The sequence below is a fragment of the Teredinibacter haidensis genome (genome assembly GCF_014211975.1).
Classification (GTDB): Bacteria; Pseudomonadota; Gammaproteobacteria; order Pseudomonadales; family Cellvibrionaceae; genus Teredinibacter; species Teredinibacter haidensis.
Map to the genome: position 1 here is coordinate 879738 of NZ_CP060084.1, position 23585 is coordinate 903322.

A 23585-nucleotide genomic window follows, 5' to 3' on the forward strand; every position below is an offset into this window, starting at 1 on the left:
GCACCCCTAGTCGTCGTCTTCAGCTTCGGATTTCAAAATATCCGCTTTGATTAAGTAGCTATTTTCAGAAACATATTCGGCCCCATGTTCCAGCCCTGAAACAACCTCAATGAAATTGTCGTCGGATTTCCCTAGTACCAGAGGCGCAAACTCATAAGCTTCACCTTCTTTAACAAACACGCCTAATCGTTCCCCCAATTCTTGTACGGCGTCTTTCGTCACCACCAAAGACACGTCAAATTCATTGGTATGTATTTTCCCTTTGGCAAGCAGACCTAAAGAAAGCCTTAATTCATCGTTATCAAGCTTGACGCGCGCAAGTACGTATGGTTTATCTTCAGCCGGTATTAGGTGGGCTACATCGGAACGAATAGTCTTATCGTTGATGGTGATAGAAACAGGCTGTCCCGCGCTCACTTTTGCTTGCTTTTCCGGGTAAATACGGAACTCTATCCACACCGTATCCAAGTTGGTAATCGTCAATAACCGCCGTTGTTGTGTCGGTTCACCTGGGTTCGCGTGGCGTTGCACAATAACCCCGGATGCCGGAGCGTGTATTGGATAGCTTTTTAAGCTTTCATTTGACTCAATGGTCGCGATGCGATCACCTTTTTTAACGGTATCGCCGATTGCAACATTGACTGATTTGATAATGCCGGGGAAACGCGCATAAATTTCGTGACTGTTCTCAGGCGCTTGTGTCACGCTCCCATAGACGGTAACGGTTTGACTGATTGTCCCTGCCGTTGCTTTTGCGGTAACAATACCTACCTTGGTAGATAACTCGTCGTTAATTCGACTAATTTCTTCATATTCTTCATCATCGTCGTCATCTGCCAAGGTGGATTGAATCGGCGCTAAAACGCCAAGCAATAAAAATAGTGAGAGTAAGTATTTATTCATTGTTTTTCCTATTTGATCCACGTATCGATGGATCACTCAAATTGTTAAAAACGGTTTATTGAGAGAGCGATGCACCGGTCAACTGTTCGATTAGAACCTGGCTTATCTGCACATTCGTGGCGGCATCGATAAGGGCTTGTTTTGCAGCGAGCAACTCTTCCTGTGCGGCGACAAGATCTTGATATCGATATCGTCCGTTTTCATACGCTTTTTTTGTTAATTGAAATGCCTTTTCCAAAGCGGGGATGGCCGTGTCTTCCATCTTCATCACAGCGTCCATGTTTTGGTTTCGTAGAGACCAAGCTTCGAAGAGTTTTGCATGCAAACGCAGGAGAGAGTCTTGCCTGGCATACTGGATGGCGTTGCGTTCAGCGAGTGCGGCTTTAACTTCACCTCGGTTTCGCTTGGATGCAAACAGCGGCATTGACAGGCCAGCGGTTAACGCAGAATCACCGGTATCTTCAAAGCGCCTAACACCTGCACGCCAGGTAATATCGCTGCGACCACTTGCGCGAGCTAACGTGACTTCCGCATCTTTTATTCGTGCATCACTCGCAAATACCTGAAGAGAAGGCGATGTTTTAATGCGCGCATAAAGCTGATCGAAACTCTCGTTTTTACCAAATTCGAATAAGTTTGCATTAAGGCGATTAAATGTGGGTAATGTGTCTCCCCAAAAGCGTACCATTAGTACTTTTTGTCGTTTCAGCCTAGCGGTTAACGCCGCTAGTTGAAGTTCTGCCCGTGTGACGGCTGCTTGTGCACGCATGACTTCAGCTTCAGACGTAGCCCCTCGCTTTGCTCGTGTTTGTACGGCCCGGAATAATGATCGCGACAGATTCAATGAGTTGTTAGCAAGGTCGATATTTGCTTGCGTCGCTAGGCCTTCAATAAATAATTGGGCCAGTTGACCCAAGACATCCAAAGTGGCCGCTTGCTGTTCCCAGTGGTTTTTATTGATTCGAGCATCCACTAGGGACATACGCGCCTTGCGCTTGCCCCCCATCTCAATAACTGATGAGAGTAGTAGCGTGGTTTCAGCGCCATCAAACCCTTGGGTATCGCCGGTCCCCGCAAAATTTTCCATTTCGAGTTCGAGTTCTATTGCAGGGCGTAAAGAGTGTATTTGCTTTCGAGCTTCAAACATTTCAGTAGCGAAGGTGTACTGATATAGCTGCGGGTTACGTTCTAGAGTCTGGGCAACGGCGTCTTTTAGTGTAAGAGTAGGTTCAGCACTTGCATAGCTATGAGAAGCGGATATACCGACGACCAAAACTATAGCTGACAGGCAAATCGCCCGACACCGATTAAGTGTGTTAAATCGCATAAAATGATCCTGATTAAGTCAATCTATTCCGCGTTAGCGGAGTGAATAGTTTGTTTAATTAAGATCGTAAGATAGGAGGGCGTTGGAGAGGACTAGGCACTTCAGAGGAGATGCGTTTACGATAATCAGGGACATTTGTTCGTGCTTTTTGAAACGTAAAACTCAACGTTTTAACTAAAATCACGGGACAACCATGTCCATGGCAAAGGCTGCAGTGACTGCAATCGTGCTCCTCTTCAAGCGGATCAATATTTGTTTCAGGCGGATCAATCTCGCCGAGCCCAATTAGAATATTATTAATTGAAAAATTATCCGAGCCTGACTGTGTTATCTGGTCTACATCGGCCATAGCGATGCTCGACTGAAAAACCGTCAATACGAGCATCAAATATATTAGGGTGGGTTTTACCATCAGGGCTGCCACTAGATTTCGATTAAAAAATACATAATAGGATGTCAAGAATTCACATTTAACCTGGGAACAATAAATATTTCTGTCTCGCCATTTAACACAAAGATGAAGTGTTCACTCTCACCAAGTTTTGTGCCGCTAACCAACCTGCCGCCATAAGCTTTTACTTGAATGGGTGCTAGTTCTATATTGCCTTTCATCAATAAATACAGGCTGTGTATCGCTGCAGGGTAAAAATGTTTTAGCCAATATTCGCGATCTTTCGATAATTGAGATTCCGAAATATTCGCAAATTGTATCGTTCGTTCCTTGCAATAACGGAAATGCACCTCGATGGAGGAATCTATGTCTGTTGAAAAGTTTTGAAAGCCTAACTTAGGTAGGTTTGAGTCCCAAAACCTTAGGGTCCAGTTATAGTCTGCGTCATTGAAATGCAGATCGGCAAGATCGAGCCAATCCCCAGCATATGTGGCCGTGTTATTTAGGCGTATTTTATTGCCCTTGGCTACTTCCTTTAAAGCATTGGTTATATCTTTGGCCGCCTGATCGAAACTTTTTGTTTTTTCCTGTGCTGCGGGGCTTATATTGTCAAAAATAATGGCATTCACTGCCTTTTTTTGGGTTAAGTCCTCGATACCAATAGAAGTAATATTGTTTGGCCGATTGTTGCTAACACATGCGCAGAGCACGCCACTGATGAGCAGTAGCGTCAATGGCTTAATGGTGACTAGTTGTCGGATTGTATTGACCATATCGCGTTTATTTCAGTCGCAAGATGCGAACCGCCCCCCACATAACCAGGCCTGCTATTAATAGGCCGATGACCAAATCTGGCATTTGAGACCCTGTCACCGCTACTAGAATTCCCGCTGTTATCACGCCCGCATTGGCCAACACGTCATTGGCAGAAAATATCCAGCTCGCTTTCATATGGGAGCCTTGGTTTCGCGATTTGAAGATCAACAAGAGACAGGTAATATTCGCTATCAAGGCCACGGCGCCAAAGCTCATCATGAGCACCGAGACCGGTTCACTTCCATATAGGAAGCGTCTGACAACCTCCAATAGAACACCCAGAGCAAGTGCAATCTGCAACCAACCCGAAAAGTGAGCCGCTTTGAGTTTAAGCTTGGCCGCCTTGCCCACTGCATATAACGACACGCCGTAGACCGCCGCATCGGCGAACATATCCAGTGAGTCGGCGATAAGCCCTGTCGATTGCGCCACAATGCCCACGCCGAGCTCAAGTACAAACATGGCCGCGTTAATGGCCAACAGCCATTTTAATACTTGAGATTCACGCGTTTCATTGATTGTTGTGGCTTCCAAGGCAGCCTGAACCGCATTGTGATCTACTGACTCGAATGAGACCAAGGTTGCGCCGAGGCCAACAGACGTCATGGCTTTTTCCACTTTATCCGCCATATCAGGGTGATATATATGCACCTTGCGTCCGGGCAAGTCGAATTCGAATACGACGGTTGCTTCAAAGCTAGCAAAAGCCGTACGAATCAAGTTCTCTTCGGATGGGCAATCCATCTTAGGAACGTCAAATACGCTCAGGTGGCTCATTTCAGTCTGAGCATCACTTTCTGCTTGTGATTCAGGTTGCAATGACGCGCCTTGACTGGCGTTGCAACCACAAGTCTTCGAGTCTTCAGTCATAACCGGCTCTTGTTTACACATTAATAGAAAGTGTAAACTCTGTAGTAACTATAGAGTCAAGGGGCGGGTTGATGAAAGATGAAAATTGGTGAGCTGGCAAAACGCAGTGGCTGCTCAGTGCAGACCATCCGGTACTATGAAAGGGAGGGGTTATTGAGTTCTGTTGCGCGCAGCGAGGGGAGCTTTCGGTTGTATGACAAGCAAGCGGAAGAGCGGCTGATGCTCGTTAAGCGTTGCCGCAGCCTGGATCTTACTTTGGTGGAAGTGAAGCAGCTATTGACCCTCACCCAAGAGCCTGACTCAGCGTGTGATGAAGTGAATCAGATCGTTGACCAGCATATCCAGCGAGTGGAGGATAGAATCGCTGAACTTCAAGATCTACATAGCCAGCTAATAGGGTTAAGAGGGCATTGTGCAGATAATCGTACTGTTGAACAGTGTGGAATAATCAGGGGGCTAAAAGCGGAAGGGGGATGAGGCAAATATTTGAGGTTATGCCCTGAGATGAGCAAGAGTATGAATATTGGTGTGGTCTTGAGCTGTATCTGGTGTAGATTGATCCGCTCATGATTAATCTAAATCGAGCCTATTTGGGCCATTCGGCATTTCTAAAAGCGCCCCTGTGACCATGATTGCGCCAGCAACACACTAAACAATTATGCTGGTATGCGTGAGTATGCTCGCAGCAAGCCCATTTAATCCTATCAAGACAGCCTGACCCCTCCATTCAGACCTCTTTTTTAGTGTTCTTGGTTGAAAGCTTGAGTATACTAAGATACGCTAGTCCTAAATCCTAGGACGCGGGACATAGAGGGGTGATGCGCTTTGAAAAGTCAAGATATATTATTGTTGCTGAAGCTTGTATCCCTACGGAAACAAGAACAGCGAATTGAGGGCGGCTCCGAAAGCAATGCCTGGCCCTCTGGCTGGCAGGACTGGGAGGTTATTGAAGAGGAGCAGTCCGCTCTTGATGATTTTCTGCTTCCAGAGAGAAGGTTTGGTGTTAATGAATATATCTCCACTCTATATACCGCAAGGAAGCTTGAGGCCGACACCGGGATAAGCAAGTCTCAAATCAATCTGGCGTTAAACCGCTGCCTCGATATTGGTTTAGCGAAAAAAGACCGAAAGCTAGGGGTTCCCAGGGCTAATGTTCGAGCCTTATTTGAATTTATTGTCTTTGGCCTTAAATATGTATTTCCTGCTAAGCCAAAAGAAATCACTCGGGGTATCGCCACCGCTTTTGCCGCGCCAGTATTGAAAGACAAGCTGATGAGCGCTGGAGAGTTTGTGCCTATTTGGCCGGACGCAAAAGGCAATACAAAAGGGCAGGCTGTAGAGCCATTATACAAGTCCGTGGGGCATGCAATAAGGCGAGATCCTGAAATGTATTCCTTGCTGGCTTTGGTCGATGCTATGCGTCTAGGGCAGCCTCGTGAGAAGGCCCTTGCAGCTGACTTGCTTAAGCAGAGCCTTGGGGTTTCATGATGAGCGCACTTCCAGTTCACATCAAGATGCTCGAGCAAGTGGCTAACGCACTTGGGGAAGAGTTTCGACAGCAAATGACATTTGTCGGCGGCTGCACCACCGGATTGTTGCTCACAGATGAATATACAAAAGAGCAAGTGCGACATACCGATGACGTAGACCTAATTGTCCATGCAATGGGTTATGTTGAATTTCATAAGCTACAGAAAAGTCTTCAAGAGCGAGGTTTCACTATCCCTAGCCCCGTTCCAGGTGAGGAGTCGCCTATCTGCGCAATGCAGCTGGGTGATCTTCGGGTGGATTTCATGCCCGATGATGAGGGTGTTCTAGGTTTTGGTAATCGTTGGTATCAAGGCGCCATGGAGACCGCGGAATGCTATAACCTCACTACCGAGTTATCGATCAAGCTAGTAACCCCAGTTTATTTTCTGGCTACCAAATTAGAGGCCTACAAAGGCCGAGGGAATAACGATGCGCTCGGTAGTAGAGACATCGAGGATATTCTCAATCTTGTCGATGGTAGGGAGGAGCTTTTGGGTGAGGTGCAATTGGCATCGCTTGAATTACAGCAATATATATCGAAAGAGTTAACCCCGCTCTTAAGTGACACTAATTTTGAGTACGCAGTACAAAGCCAATCCAAAGGGGATGAAGGTAGAGAGGCCTTGATTTTTGAGCGGTTAGAGGCTTTGGCTTCATGCACCATCGATGGTAGTGAGTAATGCGATATTATGGATGTTAAGTGGATAAGCCGGTGTGGAAATGAGCGCTCTCAGAACAACGACGCGATTGCATTGGGTTACAAGGGCAGCTTTTTAATTGCAGTACTAGTAGATGCAGCGGAGAGCCGCGTGACCAGAAGAGTAACATCGAGTACTCCGGGGCAAAAAAAGCGACTTGCGGTTTTCTGGGCGGATAGCTGCTTAAAGAGAATACTTCAGCTTGAAGGGAGCTATTCTGATGAAGCGATAATTAATATGTTATCGGACCAGCAAAAACAACTTAGAAGTCTCTATCTTCATGATATTGCAAGCTATGGCATACTCATTTTGAATCTCGAGACTGGCGATGTTCAGTGGCTCTATACAGGTGATTGTCGCATTGGGTTGGTAGCGTATTCAGGGGAAGTGCAGTGGTTAAATAGGCCACATAGATTGAATGAATTCCCGTTATTAATTCCTCAAGGGCAGGGGGGCCAAGATATTAACCCGTCAGCGCGTGATATTTCAGAGCACACACTGACGCAATGCCTCAATGCTCGCCGCTTTACTCGCCCAGATTTAGTGACTTCCAAAATAGACATTAAAGATCCAGAGCTAGCCGCAGCCAGTATTGTCATTGGTACCGACGGGTATTGGAGTGAGCACCTTCAGGACGGAGTTGAAATGAGTAAGCTTGTGGATGATGCCAGCTTTCTGACAATTAAATGTGGCGGGAAGGCGCTTACTCTGCAATCAGACTCGCCCAATTTATTTGTTATCTACGTTTAATGGGTACTCGGAGAGATACCCATCAAGTATTAGTTGATTCGATATAAAACTGGTCAGTTGACCTCTGCGGTGCTGGCAAGCTGCTGTGGTTCGCGGCCAATAACTATGCTGGAGGCGCGGTATGACCCAATCGCTCAGCAATTTTCTTTTGGCTGCTGGATAAAGCCTTCCAGAACGTATGAACTTTAAAGGTGTCCATTTCCTCCAGGTGTTCTTTGTACTTGTTCTTATTGAGTGCGACTTTAAAAAATGACGGACTATGATCAATGTCATTCTTGTTCAGTCGCCAGAAAACGACAAAGGCATACTTGGGGGTCAAGTATTTGTTCTTAAGGTAATAATTTAGTGCATTGCTTAAAATTTCGTTTGGTTCAGCTATTGCGAGGTTTTTAAGAGCATTAATGCACGCGTCATAACACATTTTGTCTTTTAATTTATTTAGTTTTTTCTCGGTATCTTTTGCGTTGAGAACGTTACCCTTATTATCAAATACTTGAACTTGAAACTTTAGAATACAGCTGGATCCAATCCATAGTCGGTTTCGAGTAATTTCGTTTTCAATTTCGAAGTGATATCGTAACTTTTCGTTGTCACATAGCTCGCAATCTTCATTAGGTTTTAAATGATCTTTCACTTTATCGGTGAAATGCCATTCTTTAAATGCCGCAGGCAAATCCCCCGCCATGGATAATGGCAAAATATTATCGGCAACCCGTTTGGGGTAAGTGCTCATCGTATTTCCCCTATTGTCGTTAGGTGTAGAAGGCTCCGCTAATTGTGTGTGCTCATCAAATGCGTTGGCGCTAACACGAATAGTTTTGTCATCACTCAATCCTTCAATTTTCCCCAGTATTTCAGGTGGGCAAGTGTCGTCAAAGGTCAGAATGAAATCATAAATCAGTCCGTCATTACTGCTGTTTTCCTGTGTTTCCCATTCCAGCATTTCTAGGTCGTCGTCACTAATGCCCAGTTCTTCTGCGAGTCGGCTTTGAAGAGGCTTGCCATATTTTAGGTCCGGATCCACCCAGTCATCATTGATGCTGCCGCCTACCTCTAATTCGAAGTCGTAAAAACCACGCTTCCCGGCTATACGAGGTAAAGTAATTTGGACGCCCATATCAATGGTGTCACCACAAAATGGCTTATCATCGAGTGATTCACCCTTGTATTGAGCGGAGGCAGTGACGATCAATTCGTCATCGCCATTATGAATTTTGACATCATCATAATATGGCGTGTCGAAGAAGCCCGCATTAGTTTCTGCCATCACGCCCGATAGCTCATCATCGATCAGCGCTTGGCTGTCAGGAAGGAAGACGTCAGTGATGTAGCTCTCGAGAGAGTCATAGAGCCAAACGTTTCCGCCACATAATCCTTCACCGGATAAAAAGTCTGAAAGAAGCTTCGCAATATTCATTGAAGAGATGAGGTCGGCAGGTAAATCGTTTAGCTTCACGCGCCGATCTTCCAGTAAGGGAAGGTCGGGAATAAAGATATAGGCGTCTTCGAGCCTTTGAAGGGGATACGCTTTTTCTGCCATAAGCGCTGCATGGCTTTTATACCCAAAAAAAGCCGCCACCAGTTCTCTGGCATGTGATGCTTTTAGTTTTTCGGGGGATAGAGAAGCATGTTTTTGACGCAGAAAATCTGCGCAAAGCTTGGAGAGGTCTGTACTCATTGGAGTGATCCTTTCTTAACAATGCTGGGCTTTGGTATGTAGTAGTAAGTGTTTAATTCACTACACTTGCCAGCGGAGTTAGAAAAAATCGACTGAAAAGTAGGTAGTTAAAATTGCTGTCTTTTAGGTCACTTACAGCCTTGGCATCAGCTCCGATACTTAAGATACCAGATCTACAGGTTTTGGCAATACGGTCAACAAACAAAGAGGGCGCCTTTGAATGTTCTGTTGGGGGCTGCGTTTGTGGCTTGTAGTGGGGGGGTAGCTGTTATCTGAGCGGGCGGGGTGTTGTATAAAGGTAGATGCTAAAAGCACCTACCTTCTTAGGCTGCAATGAGGCAGATGGCGTGAGTGAGTCTCATTGGCGAGGTTTTCTCTTTGGTCGCTTGTTTTATCTGTTGTTCAAGGCTGGGCTTAACTTCATCGTAGATATGTGGCTTGACGTTGCTCGAATCTAGTGTGACCACTAAGGCATAAGGAATCGTGAGTTGCTTTCCTCCGGTATGTGATTTCGAGATGTTCGCTCTGTATAATTAGCTTTTAAAGTTGTTTTATAGGGGACTTCTTTGCGGTGGTAAAGTGAGATCTTGGATTTATCTAGCGGTCCCATGACGGCCCCGGGTCTCTGTTGCGTACTGGCGACGGCTTGAGTTTCGCTTGTAGTCTCTGTTCCAGTTGCATCGCTTGTCCAAACTCAGATAGTTTCATACACTTCGTCACTGTGCCATCGCTCCTAATACCCGCAACGAGTCCGAAACCTCCGGAACTCTTATTTGAATTCTTTTTAAATGTGACAAACTTCCTCACGTACTCAAAAAAACTATCGATATCAGTACCCTGGCTAAGAGCATCCTCGATATGCAGTTGTTCTTCAGAAAAATACTCTTGGCATACTAAATCAATGTCTCTTCCTGAACTCTCTCCGTAGATTATTAAGTGGTGGCTACTTTCATCAATTAGAATACCTTTTGCTTCTTCATAGTTGGTGAATTTTCGGCACTCATCTGTTAAGCATGTTTCGTCCTTTTTGAATTCAATAAGAATCCAGTTTTCTTCGTTTCCCAATATTGTGTCCCCTGCGCGCTCCTGATGTCCATCAAGGGGAGCAATAAATGCATCTAGCTCTACGTATTTTTTTACGAAATAATATTCGACCGTTTTTTCCCACCAGATAATGCTCATTAAAATTCAATTTCCCTTAATGTTGTTAACTATGTTTTGTGCAGATGTTGGGCTGTATTTGTTATGAGTTATAGGCATAGCTTACATTTCCCACTCTATGAATATGTCAGTTGTGTACGTCGTAACGGAAAGCGTCGTCAGTTCACAGTTCAAAATACTCTTTGAGCTTTCTGGTGATGAAAAGCGGTGCAGGTAAAGAGACGAAATTCGAATAATTAGCCTGAAGAATGCCAACCCTTAGTGAAGTAGTAAATTGGATGAGCTTATCGACCGGTTCATCTTCAGGTGCTGATAGTACGACAAATTCAACGGCGTTTGGCGTCGGCGTTGAGCCCAGGATTGGATCATGAAGCTTTGTTTCGTCTTCTCCTTTCCCTGGCAGTTCAATGCTGCGGTAAGTACTAATGCCACGTTTCTTTTGACTGAGTGGCTGACCAAGTGACCAATATGTTGGAACCTCTCCCATATCGACAGAATATAAGCGGCGACAGGTTGTAGGTGTAAAATAATTATCCTTGTGTTTTTCGATCAAGAGTTGTGGAGCCTGCCTACGAACTCGTATCACTCTAAGAGCGGGGAAGTCTGAGAATAAGCTTGAATCTTCTCCGACTTGGGTGTCAGACATCCACGGGGTCAATGCGCTTTTTGGGGCGCTTTCCAGATAGATGACTCCTTTGTTCTGGTTGGCTTCCTTGAAAATATTTTTGCAAAATAGGAGGTAGACTTCGTGACGAGGGAGTCTTGATTTATTTGTTCCGAGTGTGACTTTCCGGTTAAATCGCGTGGTGAGATATTGAATTGCATCTCGGTAATTGAGCCAGTCCGAGGTGACTAAAATGCGCTCTTGGTGGCAAAATCTAATCGAAGGTTGGCCGGTGTTTACGTCTATCCGTGTCGCAACGGCAATCTCAGCAGGTGTGGGCCCTGATCGCGTGTTCACTCTAATATTTGTAATGCCATAAATGAAGTGAGGCTTACTTTCCTCCTTAGGGAAATACTTAGTGACACTCTCGCTGATCGCAGGGACGATGCCATGGTGCCCAAAAACCAGATCGAAAAATGCACTCCGAATTCTATTGAGATAGTCTTTTAATTGTTTGTCTCGCTTAGTGATTCTTCGGTCGATTGGATTTAAATATTGTGTGGGTATTCCTGACTGAGCGAAAGCGATCTTTGCTGCGGGTTTGTTAATTGTATCATCTCGTCCTTGGCCTTCATAAAATTGGTCTGCTTGGATTATGCACATATCCACTTGTTGATTGGAAATGGCATTGTTAATTGCTGCGTCCCAAATATCTTTTCGAAGTTGTAATCGTTTTGCTGTAGTTAACTCTGAGCCGGGGAGGGATTTTTTTGGTCCATGCGTGTTTGCTGGTAATAGCGTGCTGATCACTTGAATGCTGTCGCCAAATAATTGATCAACAATATACTTAATAATCCCTTGTTGGCTCTGATCTTGACAAATGAGTAAAATTCTAGGGGCATTATTGGTGGGGAAGTGGTCGCGGATAATATCGCGGTTTATATTTTGCATATTCCCCACTTTATCGGCTTTTTGTTTTATATTTTTCAGTTTGTCAGGGTCACTTAAATTTTCCGCGAGTAGGGCGGTCATTTCAAACCATTCCTGACCTAACAATTGTATTGTTTCTCTTTCGTTTGGTTGAATATCGCTATTGATGGTTTCGTTGCTCAAATCCTCAGAGGCGGTTTGATCTTCATTAATGTGCATGCACAGTGTGACGAGGTCGAGATAGTTGATCTTTTTTCTTTTTAAAAACTGAATTTCATTATCAATTTTGTGAAAGCTATCCATTCTATGAAACCCGTAGGGCGCTAAGTTATCGAATATAAGATTAAATGCGTCGCTTCTATCTCGTTCTGTTACCCCGGAGCCCAACAAATTTTTCCCAGAATAGCCACCGCCATCGCTGGAGTGAGAATGGCTGACGCTAGATCGAATACCATTGATATTGAGCGTATATATTTCACTTTCATCGATTATCTCCGGTAGATCAAAGCGGTCACGCAGGGCGCTAAATGAGTCGTCGGGAAGCCATTTTCTCTCACCGTTATCCTGCCTCCTCTTCGCAATATTGAAGGTGTAAACACGCCCCTTGCCTTCATCAAATAGAAAGGCTGATGCATTTTGATTGTGCGAAAACTTTTCTTTCAGTGCTGATACCCATCGCCTGCGGCCAAAATTGAAATTGATAATTGGGTAACTGACGGTGGGCAGTGTTTCAATTGAAATTTTACAATAAAGACTAAATAAGCCCTTTTCTTGAAACTGATCTATGATTGGGGTTATGAGTTCGGCGGTATTGTTGCCTAAATCTGATCCTATAACTCGCATTACTGGCGGTAATTCGGGGAAGATAGATACGCCCTCTAAAAGTCTGGCGATATCATTTGCTGTAATAGAATACCCATGTGGGCTAAAGAGTGGTGCGGCAGTGCCATTGTTTGAGGCGCCCCAAGGCAGTAGCTCAAAGGATTGTGATTCTACAGAAAATACTAATTTTGAATCCAGCGCTGAAAATAAATTATCGCGCAATGAATCCGGCATTTCACGCTTTTCCATGAACGGTACGAGGTAGTCGTCCACCCAAGTATCAATGCAACTACTAATGGTTTCAGCAATATCACTTTGATCAATCGCGATAATAAAGGGTTCTATTTTTGATGAAGGCTTGAAGTACTTTAAGTCGTTTGTTTTTAGGCCTGAATATGCTCGTACAAGTAGCAGCCCATCTAAGTGTATTTCCAGGATAGATTTTAACGATGCTGTTGGAATGGATTGGAAGTCGTTACTTGCGGCTTCAGCGTAAGATATGATTTCCCGCATGATTGTCATCCATTGCGGCGTCCATTTTACTAAACAGGTATTTCTAGAAAGCGCTTCCGCATCTCCAGGGTAAAAAAGCGCATGTGCAACATCCTTTTCAGTCGATTTATTCGTATTCTTAGTCACTTTTGTTACCTTTGTCATTTAGGTGTTGTCGGAAAGTAAAGCTTCGGTTGTAGTTATTCCATCGAGGCTACTCTCGCTTGCGGCGTCGTAGTGCGGCGAGAGTGTTTTTACATTTCTTTTATCGTAATGAAGTCCCTGTGTTTCGCTTAGCGGCTCTAAGAAAGCGCTGTATAACTCCTCGTAAACTGAGCGCTTAATTGGATCGGTGTGATTTACGCAGGATTTTAATATGTTGATGAGCTGCACGAGCATACTGGTTTCGTTTGTATCTAGTATCGATTCATCGTTTTTGGCGGAGTTTTTAGCCCAGGCTGCATCCACAAAAAAGCATTGAACTCGGCAGCTATTTCGCATTCCCCGTCCAATAGTTTGTAGTAGCGACACGGAAATGTTAGCCGTGAAGGGTTCCATTAAATCGCCAAGCCTGCTGGCAATAAGTGGGTTGAGTAACAGCCTCCAGACTTTATCGTAGGCTTTATTACGAGCAGTCATATGATGCGTGGCAATATCTTCAAATGAAGCGTCTTCCGAGAATGTCTCGGCGTTAAACTCCTCGGATTGTTGTGCGGCAATGCTAATCAGTAGTGATAGGTCATCAGTGGAAGGGTGTGGGCGTGTCAAAAAGTACATCGTTCCTATTGCCGCGTCTCGTGCTCTCGTCCCTTTACTGAATACGATATTAGTTCCTCTGCCTATGGCGCCCATAGGGAAAATAATAAGTTCAATATTATCCATGTCTCCGAGCGCTTCGACTTGTGAGTTCGTGACGTAACCCGGGGCGCCATCGTATGCTTCCACATCCTTTACAACGGCAACTGTCTTTGAGGCCCACTCAGGATGTCGTTGGTCGATGTGTCGCTTGAGCATTTCACAGTGTTGGTAGCTATTCACCACGAATGCGGCTTTCCTTTTGCGCTCACCTGAATCGAAGCTTGTAATCGCTTTGCCTACCACGGAGTCATCAACGCCATCTTTGAGTAGGTACGATACCATTTTTCGGAGATTGCCTTCTCGAACCGAGGGTAGTGCTTCGCCACTGTATCGGAGGCATGTTCCGGGCTTTGACGCGTTAGGAATGGGTTTAAATTCAAAATAGCTTTTGTCAGATCTTTCGTCGTTGTTGCACGCTCTGACGATATAATCTGGTACGCGGTTGATATGGTAAGCAGGGCTTTGCTCTAAATAGCTTGTAGCACTTGCTAATAAAACGGCGGGGGCGCGACTTACTCCCGGTACGGACTTGTGGAGGTGATAAATAAAGGATCTCGGAGAACCTGAAAACACGGCGTATTGTAACTTTACGCTCGACAACTCCGAGTGTTTGGACGAACGATTATCAAGAAAAAATCGCACCCCGGACAGTCTGCCTAATATATTATCTGTTGTGTAGCTTAGTAAATCGTCAGAGCAACGTTGCTCGACATGCGACGGCGTCAAAAAACCTTGCTCAATGAGAGCTTCGGAGTGGGGGGCCAGTTTTTTGTAGGAGAAAATCGTAAAAGTTACGCAAACCAGTAAGTGAACCTTTTTATCGAAAGAAGGGGATTGACTTCGGTGAGCTAGTTCAGAAAGAGCAGTGCATATCCTGGTCATTCCGATGTCGCGATTAGAGCTACGTTCTTCTGTTAGCCAAATCCTGCAAGCACTTGAAAGGTTTTTAAATTGGTTTTTAATTTCCTCTTCACTAAAGTTAAGGTTTTCAGCTATACGCTGAATTTTCAATTGTTCAACGGTATCTTGTTCGGCCATATCTTGTCGATTGTAAAAAGCGGCGTTAGCTGCGCTTTCCCAAAGAAGTGTAATGGCTTCTTTTTGTCTGAAGCGACTATCGATACCCTCTAGTTCTTCGGCCAATCCGCTCTTGGCTTTATCACCACTGACAATGGCATTTATTAAGCGAGACGAGGTAAGAAAAATGCCTTGATATTGTTTTCGGAGTTCCTCGTCTAGCTTTTGGATAGTGCCAACCAGCATATGGCTGTTTCGACTAAAATCCATGGCCGTTAACGTAAAGTTAAAAATGTTAGGGTCGCCAAGCGCATAATTATGCTCTACGGTCATTTGATTTTGGCGTTTTTGCAGGTCGGCATGAAATGATTCGGAATCTCCTGTTAGTGTGAGCTTCGACACGCCTTGATCATCTAGCCAAGATTGAACTTGGTCTGCTTCATCAATAATTACGACATCAAACTCCCTGGCGATATGCTCGAAGTATCGATAATGAAGCTGAGTTGCATGAGGAGGAACGAGGGTGTCAAATGATGCTATGTGACCTAGCCAGACGTTCACATCAATTAGCTCTCGGGAAGCTTTGTGATAACCACACATCCCCCATAGAGGGCATAGACGGCTGACAGGCTTGCTCGCGCTACCATCTCGGCTCTTTGTCCTTTCTTTTACCTTGCTACAAAAGTTACGTGTTGGGTTTATCCCATCTTCCATTGCGTCGGTAAAGGCGGGTAAAACACAGTGTGTGGAAAAGTACTCGCTTCCTGCAAAATCTTTTGCGAAGCCTTTTAATGGGTCTGCACACGCAATCGTTTCGGCGATGTTATGAGCGTGTCGGGCTCGAGTGGATTGGCTTTGTCCAGTTAACAGCCCTGCAGCCACATCGTAGTCTTTTAAGGCTGTCAGGTATTGACGGCTAACTTCTACGGATGGAAATACAACGGCCGTTTTATAGTCTTTTCTTGAGAGCCATCGGGTTAAGCACATTAATAGTGTTGTCTTGCCGGCTCCGGGTAGTCCAATGAGGTGTTTTAAGCCTGTAAGTTCAAGGGTATCTGCGCGAGAAAAGCCGCCGTTTTCCTTAGGTTTTTCTAATAAGATGTTCTCAAGCCGAGAAATCCAGTTACCAGCGCGTCGCGAGTGCTTTACGTCAAGTAGATCCATCTCTGTCGCTTCTTCGAATAACTCTGCGATAGGGATTTGAATAGGTCCGCTGGATTGATTGCTTATATTATGTTGCGTGTTTGAAAGGGGGCTCGGCAAATCTTTAATGTTGTACGGACGTTTAATACCGATATCGTCTACCTCGATGAACAACTCTTTATCCGCTTTTGCGACACTTTTTCCGTGCTTTGAAAATTCGAGAGGTTTTAGCAAAACTTGTTTGGCTTGCTCGTATTCGGGCGGCATTAAATCCAGTAGTGGTTGGAAGGTCAGTGTCTTTTCATCGATATTAAACAGTCGTTGGTCGCTGGTAGTCTCACCGCTTGTATAATGTTCGTTATAACGGACAACCGCTTTTTTAATTGCTGTTAAGTTAGAGAAGCGCAGCATTAATTGTCGAATATTGAAGTACGCGAACTCATTCTCTTGGGCGACAGAAGAGGAGCGAAGTGAGTGAAACCCAGACAGTAATAGTGGAGCTAAGTTTAAATCACTTTTCCCTGTGAACTCATTAATGAATAGGCAGAGCCAATTAATTTTGTCATTGCCTGTCCAGATGTCGATGGATTGTTTCATCGCTCACTCCTTATCATATTTTTAACGCCTGATACGGACATGAACTCGATGGGAATCTCGTTGTTATAGTATCTTTTTAGAGTGGCGAGATAATCTCTGTGGCGAGATATGGAGGTGTCACTGACGGCAATAATCTTCTTGGCGTATCGGTTGAGTCGCCCGATCGTTCGGTTAAGGGTATTCGCTAATAGGTACGGGCTTGAGTAAGATTTTATGTCAATACCGATATCATATCCGTCAATTGAGATATCGCAGGCATCGCTCTCAGGGTATAACTGAATCTCAGCCTCTGGCAGTAGTTTTTTTGCCAGCTCATATACCGCAAGCTCATCGATTGAGGGACCAAACCAAAAAGAAAGCAAGTGAGGTTTTAAAACAAGGCTATCGGCTTCGGGCTTACGGCCGTCAATGAGCGGTATATGCTTTCCATAATCGGGGCATTGTTTAATCGTACATTTTCCAAGTTTTTCTTCGGCCTTGCGGATCGGCGCTCCGCATTTTGGGCATAAATAAAGTCGCTCATCAATCAATATATGGCTTCCTATCGGAGAGTACACCTCTCGGGATAAGAACTGTTCGATCTTTGCCATTGCGTGCTCTTTCGCGTGAGCAGCAATTTCACGGCCTGTTGTGACCGGTTTTTCACCAATGAACCGTCGCACTGATGTGTAGACTCTGTGTTTTTGTGTTCCAAACCCTGAGCACAGTTGAGTTAAAAGTTCGAAACTGAACTGCTCTTTGATATTGGCTTCGCTTCCGCCGCTGGCAAGTTCCACGCAATCCTGAGTTGGACACCGATGGTCTCTGTCAATTAGATTGACAGAGCCTAGTTCAAAACTAGCGTCTTTAAATGCGGAGAGTGGCCAGGAGGTGTCGTTAAAGGGCAGTTTGCAGAGCGCTAATGTGTCGTGAATGGATGCGAAGGAGTCTTCTTTACCTTCTTCAATGCAAAGGCGCCCCAGTAGTCCCATGGCTCTCTTTAGGTTAAAGGGGATATCGTTCCCGTTTACAATTTTGTGTTCGTCAATTACGCGGTTAAAGCTGTCACAGACTCCAATTGCCAACATTTGTACAGCTAGCTCTGGGAGAGGTAATTCAGGGTCTACATTAATGGCTTCATCGTTTACCTCGTTCGGTGTTAAACCTTGGGAGGCAGTCGAGGCGCTAAGTCCTATGGCAGCATCAGCTTCGATTTCCCCGTATGCGACTTGTATAAGGGTCCATTCATCAACATTGGCTATCAGCTGTGCCAGTTGACTCACAGTCCATCCGTGTGAAATCAGTTTTCTCGCTGCTAGGCATTGTGCCAGATGAAGGTAGCCATACTTTTTACCGTTTGCGGGTGAGATGACCCCTTTGCCGCGGTAATAGATAAGGGTTCTTTTGGTGATGGGTTGGTCGCCCGGAATTAGGAGAGGGCTTAATTCGCCAACAAGGGCTACTAACTCGTCTTGTGATCCGCTCCATTCAGAGTATTGCGATAATTCAATATTCATATCTAGCCATAAGAAACTACAGTGTTAGGTGTAATATTACACTTATAACTGTAGTATTCAAGGTCAAAACTAGAATTTCAGTAATATATTACACTTTTTACTGTAGTATTTTGGTGTTCTGACCGTGTGACAGGTCAACTTGATAGCAGTCGTGACATGTTGTTTGCGAGTTTCATCTGTTCAATTGTAGAGGTGTCAGGGCACGCAAGCGTCGGGTTTCCAACAGTGATTACCAGGCACTGGCCTCGAGATATTGCGACGTTGGTGCGGTTGCGGTCGTAAAGAAACTCTAACCCTCGTGGTGATTCGGATGGTTCACTTGAGCACAGGCTGTAGAACACGATAGGGGCTTCTTGCCCTTGAAATTTGTCCACTGTCCCCACTTTTGCGTCCGCACCTAATAGCATCTGAAGACGATTGACTTGGTGGTTATAGGGGCTTAGGAAAAGCATGTCATGGAGAGTGACCGGGCGAGTGACGCCATTTTTGTCTCGGTATTGGCAGCTCATCAAAGCTTTGGATAGCTCAAGAATTTTTTCAGCTTCTTCGTCACTAGCTTGTTGGTTACCGGAGTGTTCAACGGAAATAAACTGGACGCCTGCGCTTTTTAGGGGTGGGTTGCATTGGGTGTTACCTAGCAGGAGTTCTTGTGTATCGTTTTGTGGGTCTGTGAGTAGCTTTCCCTGATAAAAGGCTGGACTAATAAATTCGTTAATCTTGGAGTGCATCCTGAAGCTCGTTCCGAGAAAAATGCCCATGTCACTGGTTACGATAGCGGTATCGCCTAGCGCGTAATCCAGAATGGATAATCCACTCTCGGCTGGATGTGTTCCTTGTGAGGGCTGGCTTAGCTGCATTTGGTCCCCCATTAATATAAGGTTATCTGTTGCGCGACTCATTCCAACGAGGCGGGCCATGGGGACTTGTCCGGCTTCATCAATGAATAGATAGTCAAAAGTATTGATTAGGTCAGATCGACAGAACCCCCACGCAGTAGTGCCGATGACGACGCCTGGACCAGCGTTGTCAGCGAGTTCTCGGCTTGTCAGGATCTCCACCCCAGCTTCTTGTAATTCTTCTCCAGTATTTTTGGTGGCGTAAGTTACGGCAGGAATTTGTTGCTCTTTACAGTATGTGGCAACGCCGCAGAGAAGGTGATTAATGGCTTTATGACTATTGCTGGAAATACCCACACTCTTGCCTTGAGAAAGTAAGTTGGCAATAACATGTTTTCCGGTATAGGTTTTTCCTGAGCCCGGCGGGCCTTGGATGATGAGGTAGCTTTTATTGAGATTATTGATTGCCGTTATGGTTTCTTTTAGTTTTTCGTCGGGTATTTCGCTATGGACTATGTTTCCTGTGCAGCCCTTAATATTGGGTTTTCTACGAAACAAATAGTCTGCTATTGCGCTGTGCTTGGAGTCGAATTCGGAATCGCTTAACGTGTTGTAATCATTGACAACGTCGTCAATGGCCTGAGGGATTTGGCCAGGACTTATGTATTCATCGGGAATGAGAGTGATAAGGGGGGCTGGATCATGGCTGGCTTGAATGACAATGAGACCGCTATCAAAATCTGATTGGTCTTTAATTAGATTTACTTTCCTCCGCTCGGGTTCAAGGAGGTAAAGTGAGGTGAGGCGAGGAGGCTTGAATTCTTGATCCACGCTCATCTTGTATTCGTATGCCATGTGCCTTGACCTGGCTGTTGGCTTGAACGGTTCTCGATCGGTGCGGTGACACATTGCCAGGCAGTCCATATCGTCCAGTAATTCATTGTGCTCCATACCTAGGCGATCGAAGAGGCGCCAGTAGAGTGGCCTTATTTCTCTTCGGTGGAATTCCAGAGACCATGCAAGATTCTCGGTAACGCTTTTTTGGGGCTCAGGCTGCAGGTGGATTTTGTCCAAGAGTTCGTCTCTTAGTGTGCTTCTAGCAGTGACCTCTTCCGAAATGTCAGGCTCAACAGTTTCTGCTGTGCCCATGTAGGGAATGTTGTGTTCTGCTTGTTGCTTTCGAAGCCAAATCGTGAGCTCTTCAGTCGAGTTACAGTCATCGATATTGTAGTCACGGATATCTCGAAGTATTTCTGATTCTTGCCAGTCGTCATTTTCTAAGCCTGCTCTATGGAGTGTTTGCCATTTTTCATAGACAACAACGGAGTCGCCGCCAGATTCGACCTCTGTGTCACGTTGCCCGCGATAAAGATGCTCGATGTTTTTGATGGAGTACCTTGGCTCTCCTACAACTAGCCCATGTATTACTATTTTGTATAGGTCAACAAATACATCATTTCTTAGTAACTGGTCCAGTTCATATTGGCAAACCCCGTAACGCCCCATGAGTTTTCGGCATGCTGCAATTTCATAATTTGCGTAATGATAAATATGCATTGCTGGGTCAGCTGTCCAGCGTTTGTAAACCCACTGAATAAATGCTTCAAAGGCAGCCTTTTCTTGGTCGGCGTTATGAGCCCAAAAATCTCTGAACGTTCTATTGCCAGATTCATCGTAATAGGTGGAGCCCCATAGATATTCCAGTCCACCTTTAGTAAGAGGGTATCCCTCGATATCAAAAAATATATCCATTGCCGAGTGTGGTGGTAGCAAAGACAGCCCAATATGAGTTTGCTGCTCAGAGTGTTTGATTTCAAATTGTGGCGGAATACGACCGTTAGTTTTTAGTTGTAGGCTGGCTTGCTTCTTTAATTTTTCAAAAATATCTACTTGGATACCGTTGATTTCAGCATAGTGAGCGGATAATAATTTTTCCCTGCTTTCTACCCCAGCGGCACAGAGTTTCTTGACTTGGGTTCGAGTAATGTTTGCGATTAAAGAAACATGATCTCGCGCTTTTAGTTGTTCAGTGGCAAATGTTTCCCAGCGTCCAAACATTTTAGAGTTCGCTGGGTCAGGCATATTGTTTACATCAAATTCATCATGAAATCGTAGGAATCTATCCTTTAGGGCAAGGTAATAGTGAAAATAGTCATCCACATAAAGACGCTCTTGTTCGCCCGAGCCTAATACAACAACGAACGAATCTGGCTTGAATGCATTGGTTGTGATTAGTATATCTGTATAGCAACACAGTTGAATGATGTGGGCCGGTTTGATAGTTGATGATAGCTTTGTATCCCAAACTTCGTAGTAACTTTGTCCTGATGAGGTACTTTTTTTAACTAAAAAGTCAGCAAAGCCTCTGAATGGACCACTTTGTAGCGCGGCTTGAAAAACAACATCGACTTTCCTATCTATAGCGTCGATGGTGGCCTGGTGTTTTAGGTTGAAGGGTACATGCTCTTCTTCGGTGATAAGCTCGTCGGTAATCTCTTCAACATGAAGTCCCTGACTTATTAGGTCGTCGAGCAGATTCTGTTCGTGCTCATAGCCTTTCTGAGACAGAGACTTTGTCATTTCAGATTCAGGGTCTTTCTCTGGAGCAGACAGTGGTGATTCGACTTCAAGGCGCTGCATCCAAGATGCAAACGGGCTTTTCACGAAAGTCGTTAGGTCGGTTGGAGAGAAGAATAGTTTTCCGGCTTCTTTATACATGAGGTATGGATCTACCCTTTATTTTGTTTTTGACGAAGTATGCCTTGTTTTTATGTGGATCGTAACAAATAGGTAGCGAGAGTGATGAGGGGTAATGGGAGTGTTACGGGATGTTGGCGCGCCAGATATTTACTTGACGCAGTTAGTCAATCCTTGGCCATTGAGTGCTGGTGTCCTTTACGAGCGGGAAGTTTCTCATTGTTGTGTACTGAACTATGTGGCTGACTATTTAATTTACACTAGTCACAGGTAATAAGCTCTGTTAATCCTAGTAAAATAAGGCCTTGGCGCAACACTTTCTGGCGAGAATTCTTTGGCATAGTACTGGTCCAATGGAGGCTGGATGGATTAGCGTCTTTCCTTTAGTTGCTATCGGGAATACACTCGTTCACTGATTTATCCACAAAATGATGCTAGGTCTTAGGCTGGAGTTCGTTGCTATGGATGTTTGTTCTTCATGTTCAGCCTATTGGTCAGTAGGGCTGTTTACCGAAAACTGCCTTGAATGTGGAGGGGCTGCACTGGTCAAGGATTGTCCACACTGTAACGGCAAATGCGGCGCAATTTGGCATCGAGAAGTTGCTATGTCCAACTCTTATAAGGAAGCATTTTACTCTGGTGGATGTAAGTGGAAATTGCACGAGAAGAAGCCAACTGAGCACCCTGCATGTGATTAAGGACGTTTATGGACACAGATTGGAAGGCTAACTCGTGAACACCATCAGCGGTTATCCAAATTCAGTTGGTGAGCTAGGGTTTCGCGCTTGTGATAGATTGGTTTGGTCTGTACAAAATGTGCTGTATTTCACAATAGTAGATCTAACCCCGAGACCACTACCGGCGGTAACGCACTTAAATTCTATTCTTCCGTACGATTGGATATTCGCCGTATTGGCTCGGTCAAAGACGGGGATGAAGTTACAGGCTCAGAAACCCGTGTAAAGGTTGTGAAAAACAAAGTTGCACCTCCTTTCAAGCAAGCGGAATTTCAGATTCTTTACGGTCAAGGCATAAACCGTTTAGGAGAAATTATCGATTACGGCGTGAAGTTGGGTCTTATCGATAAAGCGGGTGCTTGGTATAGCTACAATGGCGATAAAATCGGCCAGGGTAAAAGTAATGCCATGCAATATATGAAAGAACATCAGGATATCGCCGAGTTTTTAGAGGCTAAAATTAAGGCCGAACTGTTGGGTCCTGACGATATAAGCCCTGCAGAAGCCTCCGGTGATGCGACGACAGAAGAAGCGTAATTTTACCCCGTTTCATTATAGTGTTTCACACCATCTCCGAATTGCCTACAAATTGTGGGCAGTTCAAACTTCCTTCTTATATGTTTTTCAATGTTTGATGACTCCCTAAACCCAGAGCCCGACGAGCTTGAGAATAAAGCCTATAACGCTGCCATAGCGTTACTAGCTAGGCGGGAGTATTCTCAAAAAGAACTGACAGATAAACTATTTAAAAAATTTTGTAGTGCAGAAGGCGATATTCTCAATACAGTAATTCAGCGGCTTACTGAAAATAGTTATCTCTCGGATGAACGCTTTGCAGAAGCTTATTGCCGGGCGAGAGTCCGAAAAGGTTTTGGGCTAGAAAGGTTGTTGTTGGAGCTTGCAGAAAAAGGTATATGTACGGAACTCGGCGAGCAAGTGTTGATACAGTTTGAAGAGCAGTGGCTCACTCTTGTCGAGCAGGTTTGGCGAAAGAAATATAAAACACTTCCTCAAAACTACGCGGAGAAAGCAAAACAGCAAAATTTTCTACGTTATCGTGGTTTTACATTCAGCGATATTGATCGGTTGTTTACATATTTAAAGTTCGAGGATAATACATAGGCGTGCGCCTAAGCCCTTCGATCCCTCCTGATGGCAGTGATTTCCTATAATGAGAAAAACCGGCACCCGTATATCGTTAACAAGTTGATTGAATCTGTCGTTCAACAGTG

General features: G+C 44.9%; 15 protein-coding genes and 1 pseudogene. 6 read left to right on the top strand and 10 right to left on the bottom strand.

Features of this window, described 5'->3' with window-relative positions; translation table 11 throughout:
• Window positions 1-6: 6 nt before the first annotated feature.
• The 4 genes from H5715_RS03610 to H5715_RS03625 all read right to left on the bottom strand — a co-directional run bounded on the left by H5715_RS03610 (window position 7) and on the right by H5715_RS03625 (window position 4307).
• Window positions 7-903, bottom strand: a complete 897-nt coding sequence (locus H5715_RS03610; RefSeq protein WP_075186869.1) for an efflux RND transporter periplasmic adaptor subunit — start codon at window positions 901-903, stop codon at window positions 7-9.
• 55 nt (window positions 904-958) lie between these two features.
• A complete protein-coding gene (locus H5715_RS03615; protein ID WP_075186870.1) occupies window positions 959-2230 on the bottom strand; it encodes a TolC family protein in 1272 nt (423 codons plus the stop codon).
• Between the two features lie 456 nt (window positions 2231-2686).
• The gene (locus H5715_RS03620; protein WP_075186872.1) at window positions 2687-3394 is read right to left on the bottom strand and encodes a hypothetical protein; all 708 of its coding nucleotides are present in this window, start codon (window positions 3392-3394) and stop codon (window positions 2687-2689) included.
• Window positions 3395-3401: 7 nt separating this feature from the next.
• Complete coding sequence (locus H5715_RS03625; protein ID WP_075186873.1) at window positions 3402-4307, bottom strand: cation efflux transmembrane domain-containing protein; 906 nt, start codon at window positions 4305-4307, stop codon at window positions 3402-3404.
• A gap of 78 nt (window positions 4308-4385) precedes the next feature.
• Here H5715_RS03625 and cadR point away from each other — a divergent pair, with 78 nt between their 5' ends.
• The 4 genes from cadR to H5715_RS03645 all read left to right on the top strand — a co-directional run bounded on the left by cadR (window position 4386) and on the right by H5715_RS03645 (window position 7285).
• Complete coding sequence (gene cadR / locus H5715_RS03630; protein ID WP_075186874.1) at window positions 4386-4784, top strand: Cd(II)/Pb(II)-responsive transcriptional regulator; 399 nt, start codon at window positions 4386-4388, stop codon at window positions 4782-4784.
• A gap of 348 nt (window positions 4785-5132) precedes the next feature.
• Window positions 5133-5795, top strand: coding sequence for a hypothetical protein (locus H5715_RS03635; protein WP_075186875.1), 663 nt, complete (start codon window positions 5133-5135; stop codon window positions 5793-5795).
• Window positions 5795-6517 carry a hypothetical protein gene (locus H5715_RS03640; protein WP_075186876.1) on the top strand — a complete coding sequence of 241 codons (723 nt, stop codon included), beginning with the start codon at window positions 5795-5797 and terminating at the stop codon, window positions 6515-6517. Before H5715_RS03635 ends, H5715_RS03640 begins: the two co-directional genes overlap by 1 nt.
• 129 nt (window positions 6518-6646) lie before the next feature.
• Window positions 6647-7285, top strand: coding sequence for a hypothetical protein (locus tag H5715_RS03645; protein ID WP_246434674.1), 639 nt, complete (start codon window positions 6647-6649; stop codon window positions 7283-7285).
• A gap of 103 nt (window positions 7286-7388) precedes the next feature.
• Here the strand turns inward: H5715_RS03645 and H5715_RS19935 are convergent, their stop codons facing one another.
• The 6 genes from H5715_RS19935 to H5715_RS03680 all read right to left on the bottom strand — a co-directional run bounded on the left by H5715_RS19935 (window position 7389) and on the right by H5715_RS03680 (window position 21637).
• A complete protein-coding gene (locus H5715_RS19935) occupies window positions 7389-8963 on the bottom strand; it encodes a hypothetical protein (protein WP_221892341.1) in 1575 nt (524 codons plus the stop codon).
• A 597-nt stretch (window positions 8964-9560) separates the two neighbouring features.
• The gene (locus tag H5715_RS03660; RefSeq protein ID WP_075186878.1) at window positions 9561-10145 is read right to left on the bottom strand and encodes a hypothetical protein; all 585 of its coding nucleotides are present in this window, start codon (window positions 10143-10145) and stop codon (window positions 9561-9563) included.
• 142 nt (window positions 10146-10287) lie between these two features.
• Window positions 10288-13119: a pPIWI_RE module domain-containing protein gene (locus tag H5715_RS03665; protein ID WP_175574302.1), complete on the bottom strand. Its 2832-nt coding sequence runs from the start codon at window positions 13117-13119 to the stop codon at window positions 10288-10290.
• A gap of 18 nt (window positions 13120-13137) precedes the next feature.
• Window positions 13138-16587 (bottom strand): pPIWI_RE_Z domain-containing protein, encoded by a 3450-nt coding sequence (locus tag H5715_RS03670; RefSeq protein WP_075186880.1) that lies wholly within the window; start codon window positions 16585-16587, stop codon window positions 13138-13140.
• Window positions 16584-18083: a restriction endonuclease-related protein gene (locus H5715_RS03675; RefSeq protein WP_075186881.1), complete on the bottom strand. Its 1500-nt coding sequence runs from the start codon at window positions 18081-18083 to the stop codon at window positions 16584-16586. The genes H5715_RS03670 and H5715_RS03675 overlap by 4 nt, the downstream gene beginning before the upstream one ends.
• A 134-nt stretch (window positions 18084-18217) precedes the next feature.
• Window positions 18218-21637, bottom strand: a complete 3420-nt coding sequence (locus tag H5715_RS03680; protein ID WP_075186882.1) for a TM0106 family RecB-like putative nuclease — start codon at window positions 21635-21637, stop codon at window positions 18218-18220.
• An 821-nt stretch (window positions 21638-22458) separates the two neighbouring features.
• Here H5715_RS03680 and H5715_RS03685 point away from each other — a divergent pair.
• Together H5715_RS03685 and H5715_RS03690 are read left to right on the top strand one after the other, a co-directional pair.
• Window positions 22459-22890 (top strand): annotated as a pseudogene (locus tag H5715_RS03685) (recombinase RecA family protein); the annotation flags it as partial.
• 90 nt (window positions 22891-22980) lie between these two features.
• Window positions 22981-23475, top strand: coding sequence for a regulatory protein RecX (locus H5715_RS03690; RefSeq protein WP_075186883.1), 495 nt, complete (start codon window positions 22981-22983; stop codon window positions 23473-23475).
• Window positions 23476-23585 lie beyond the last annotated feature (110 nt).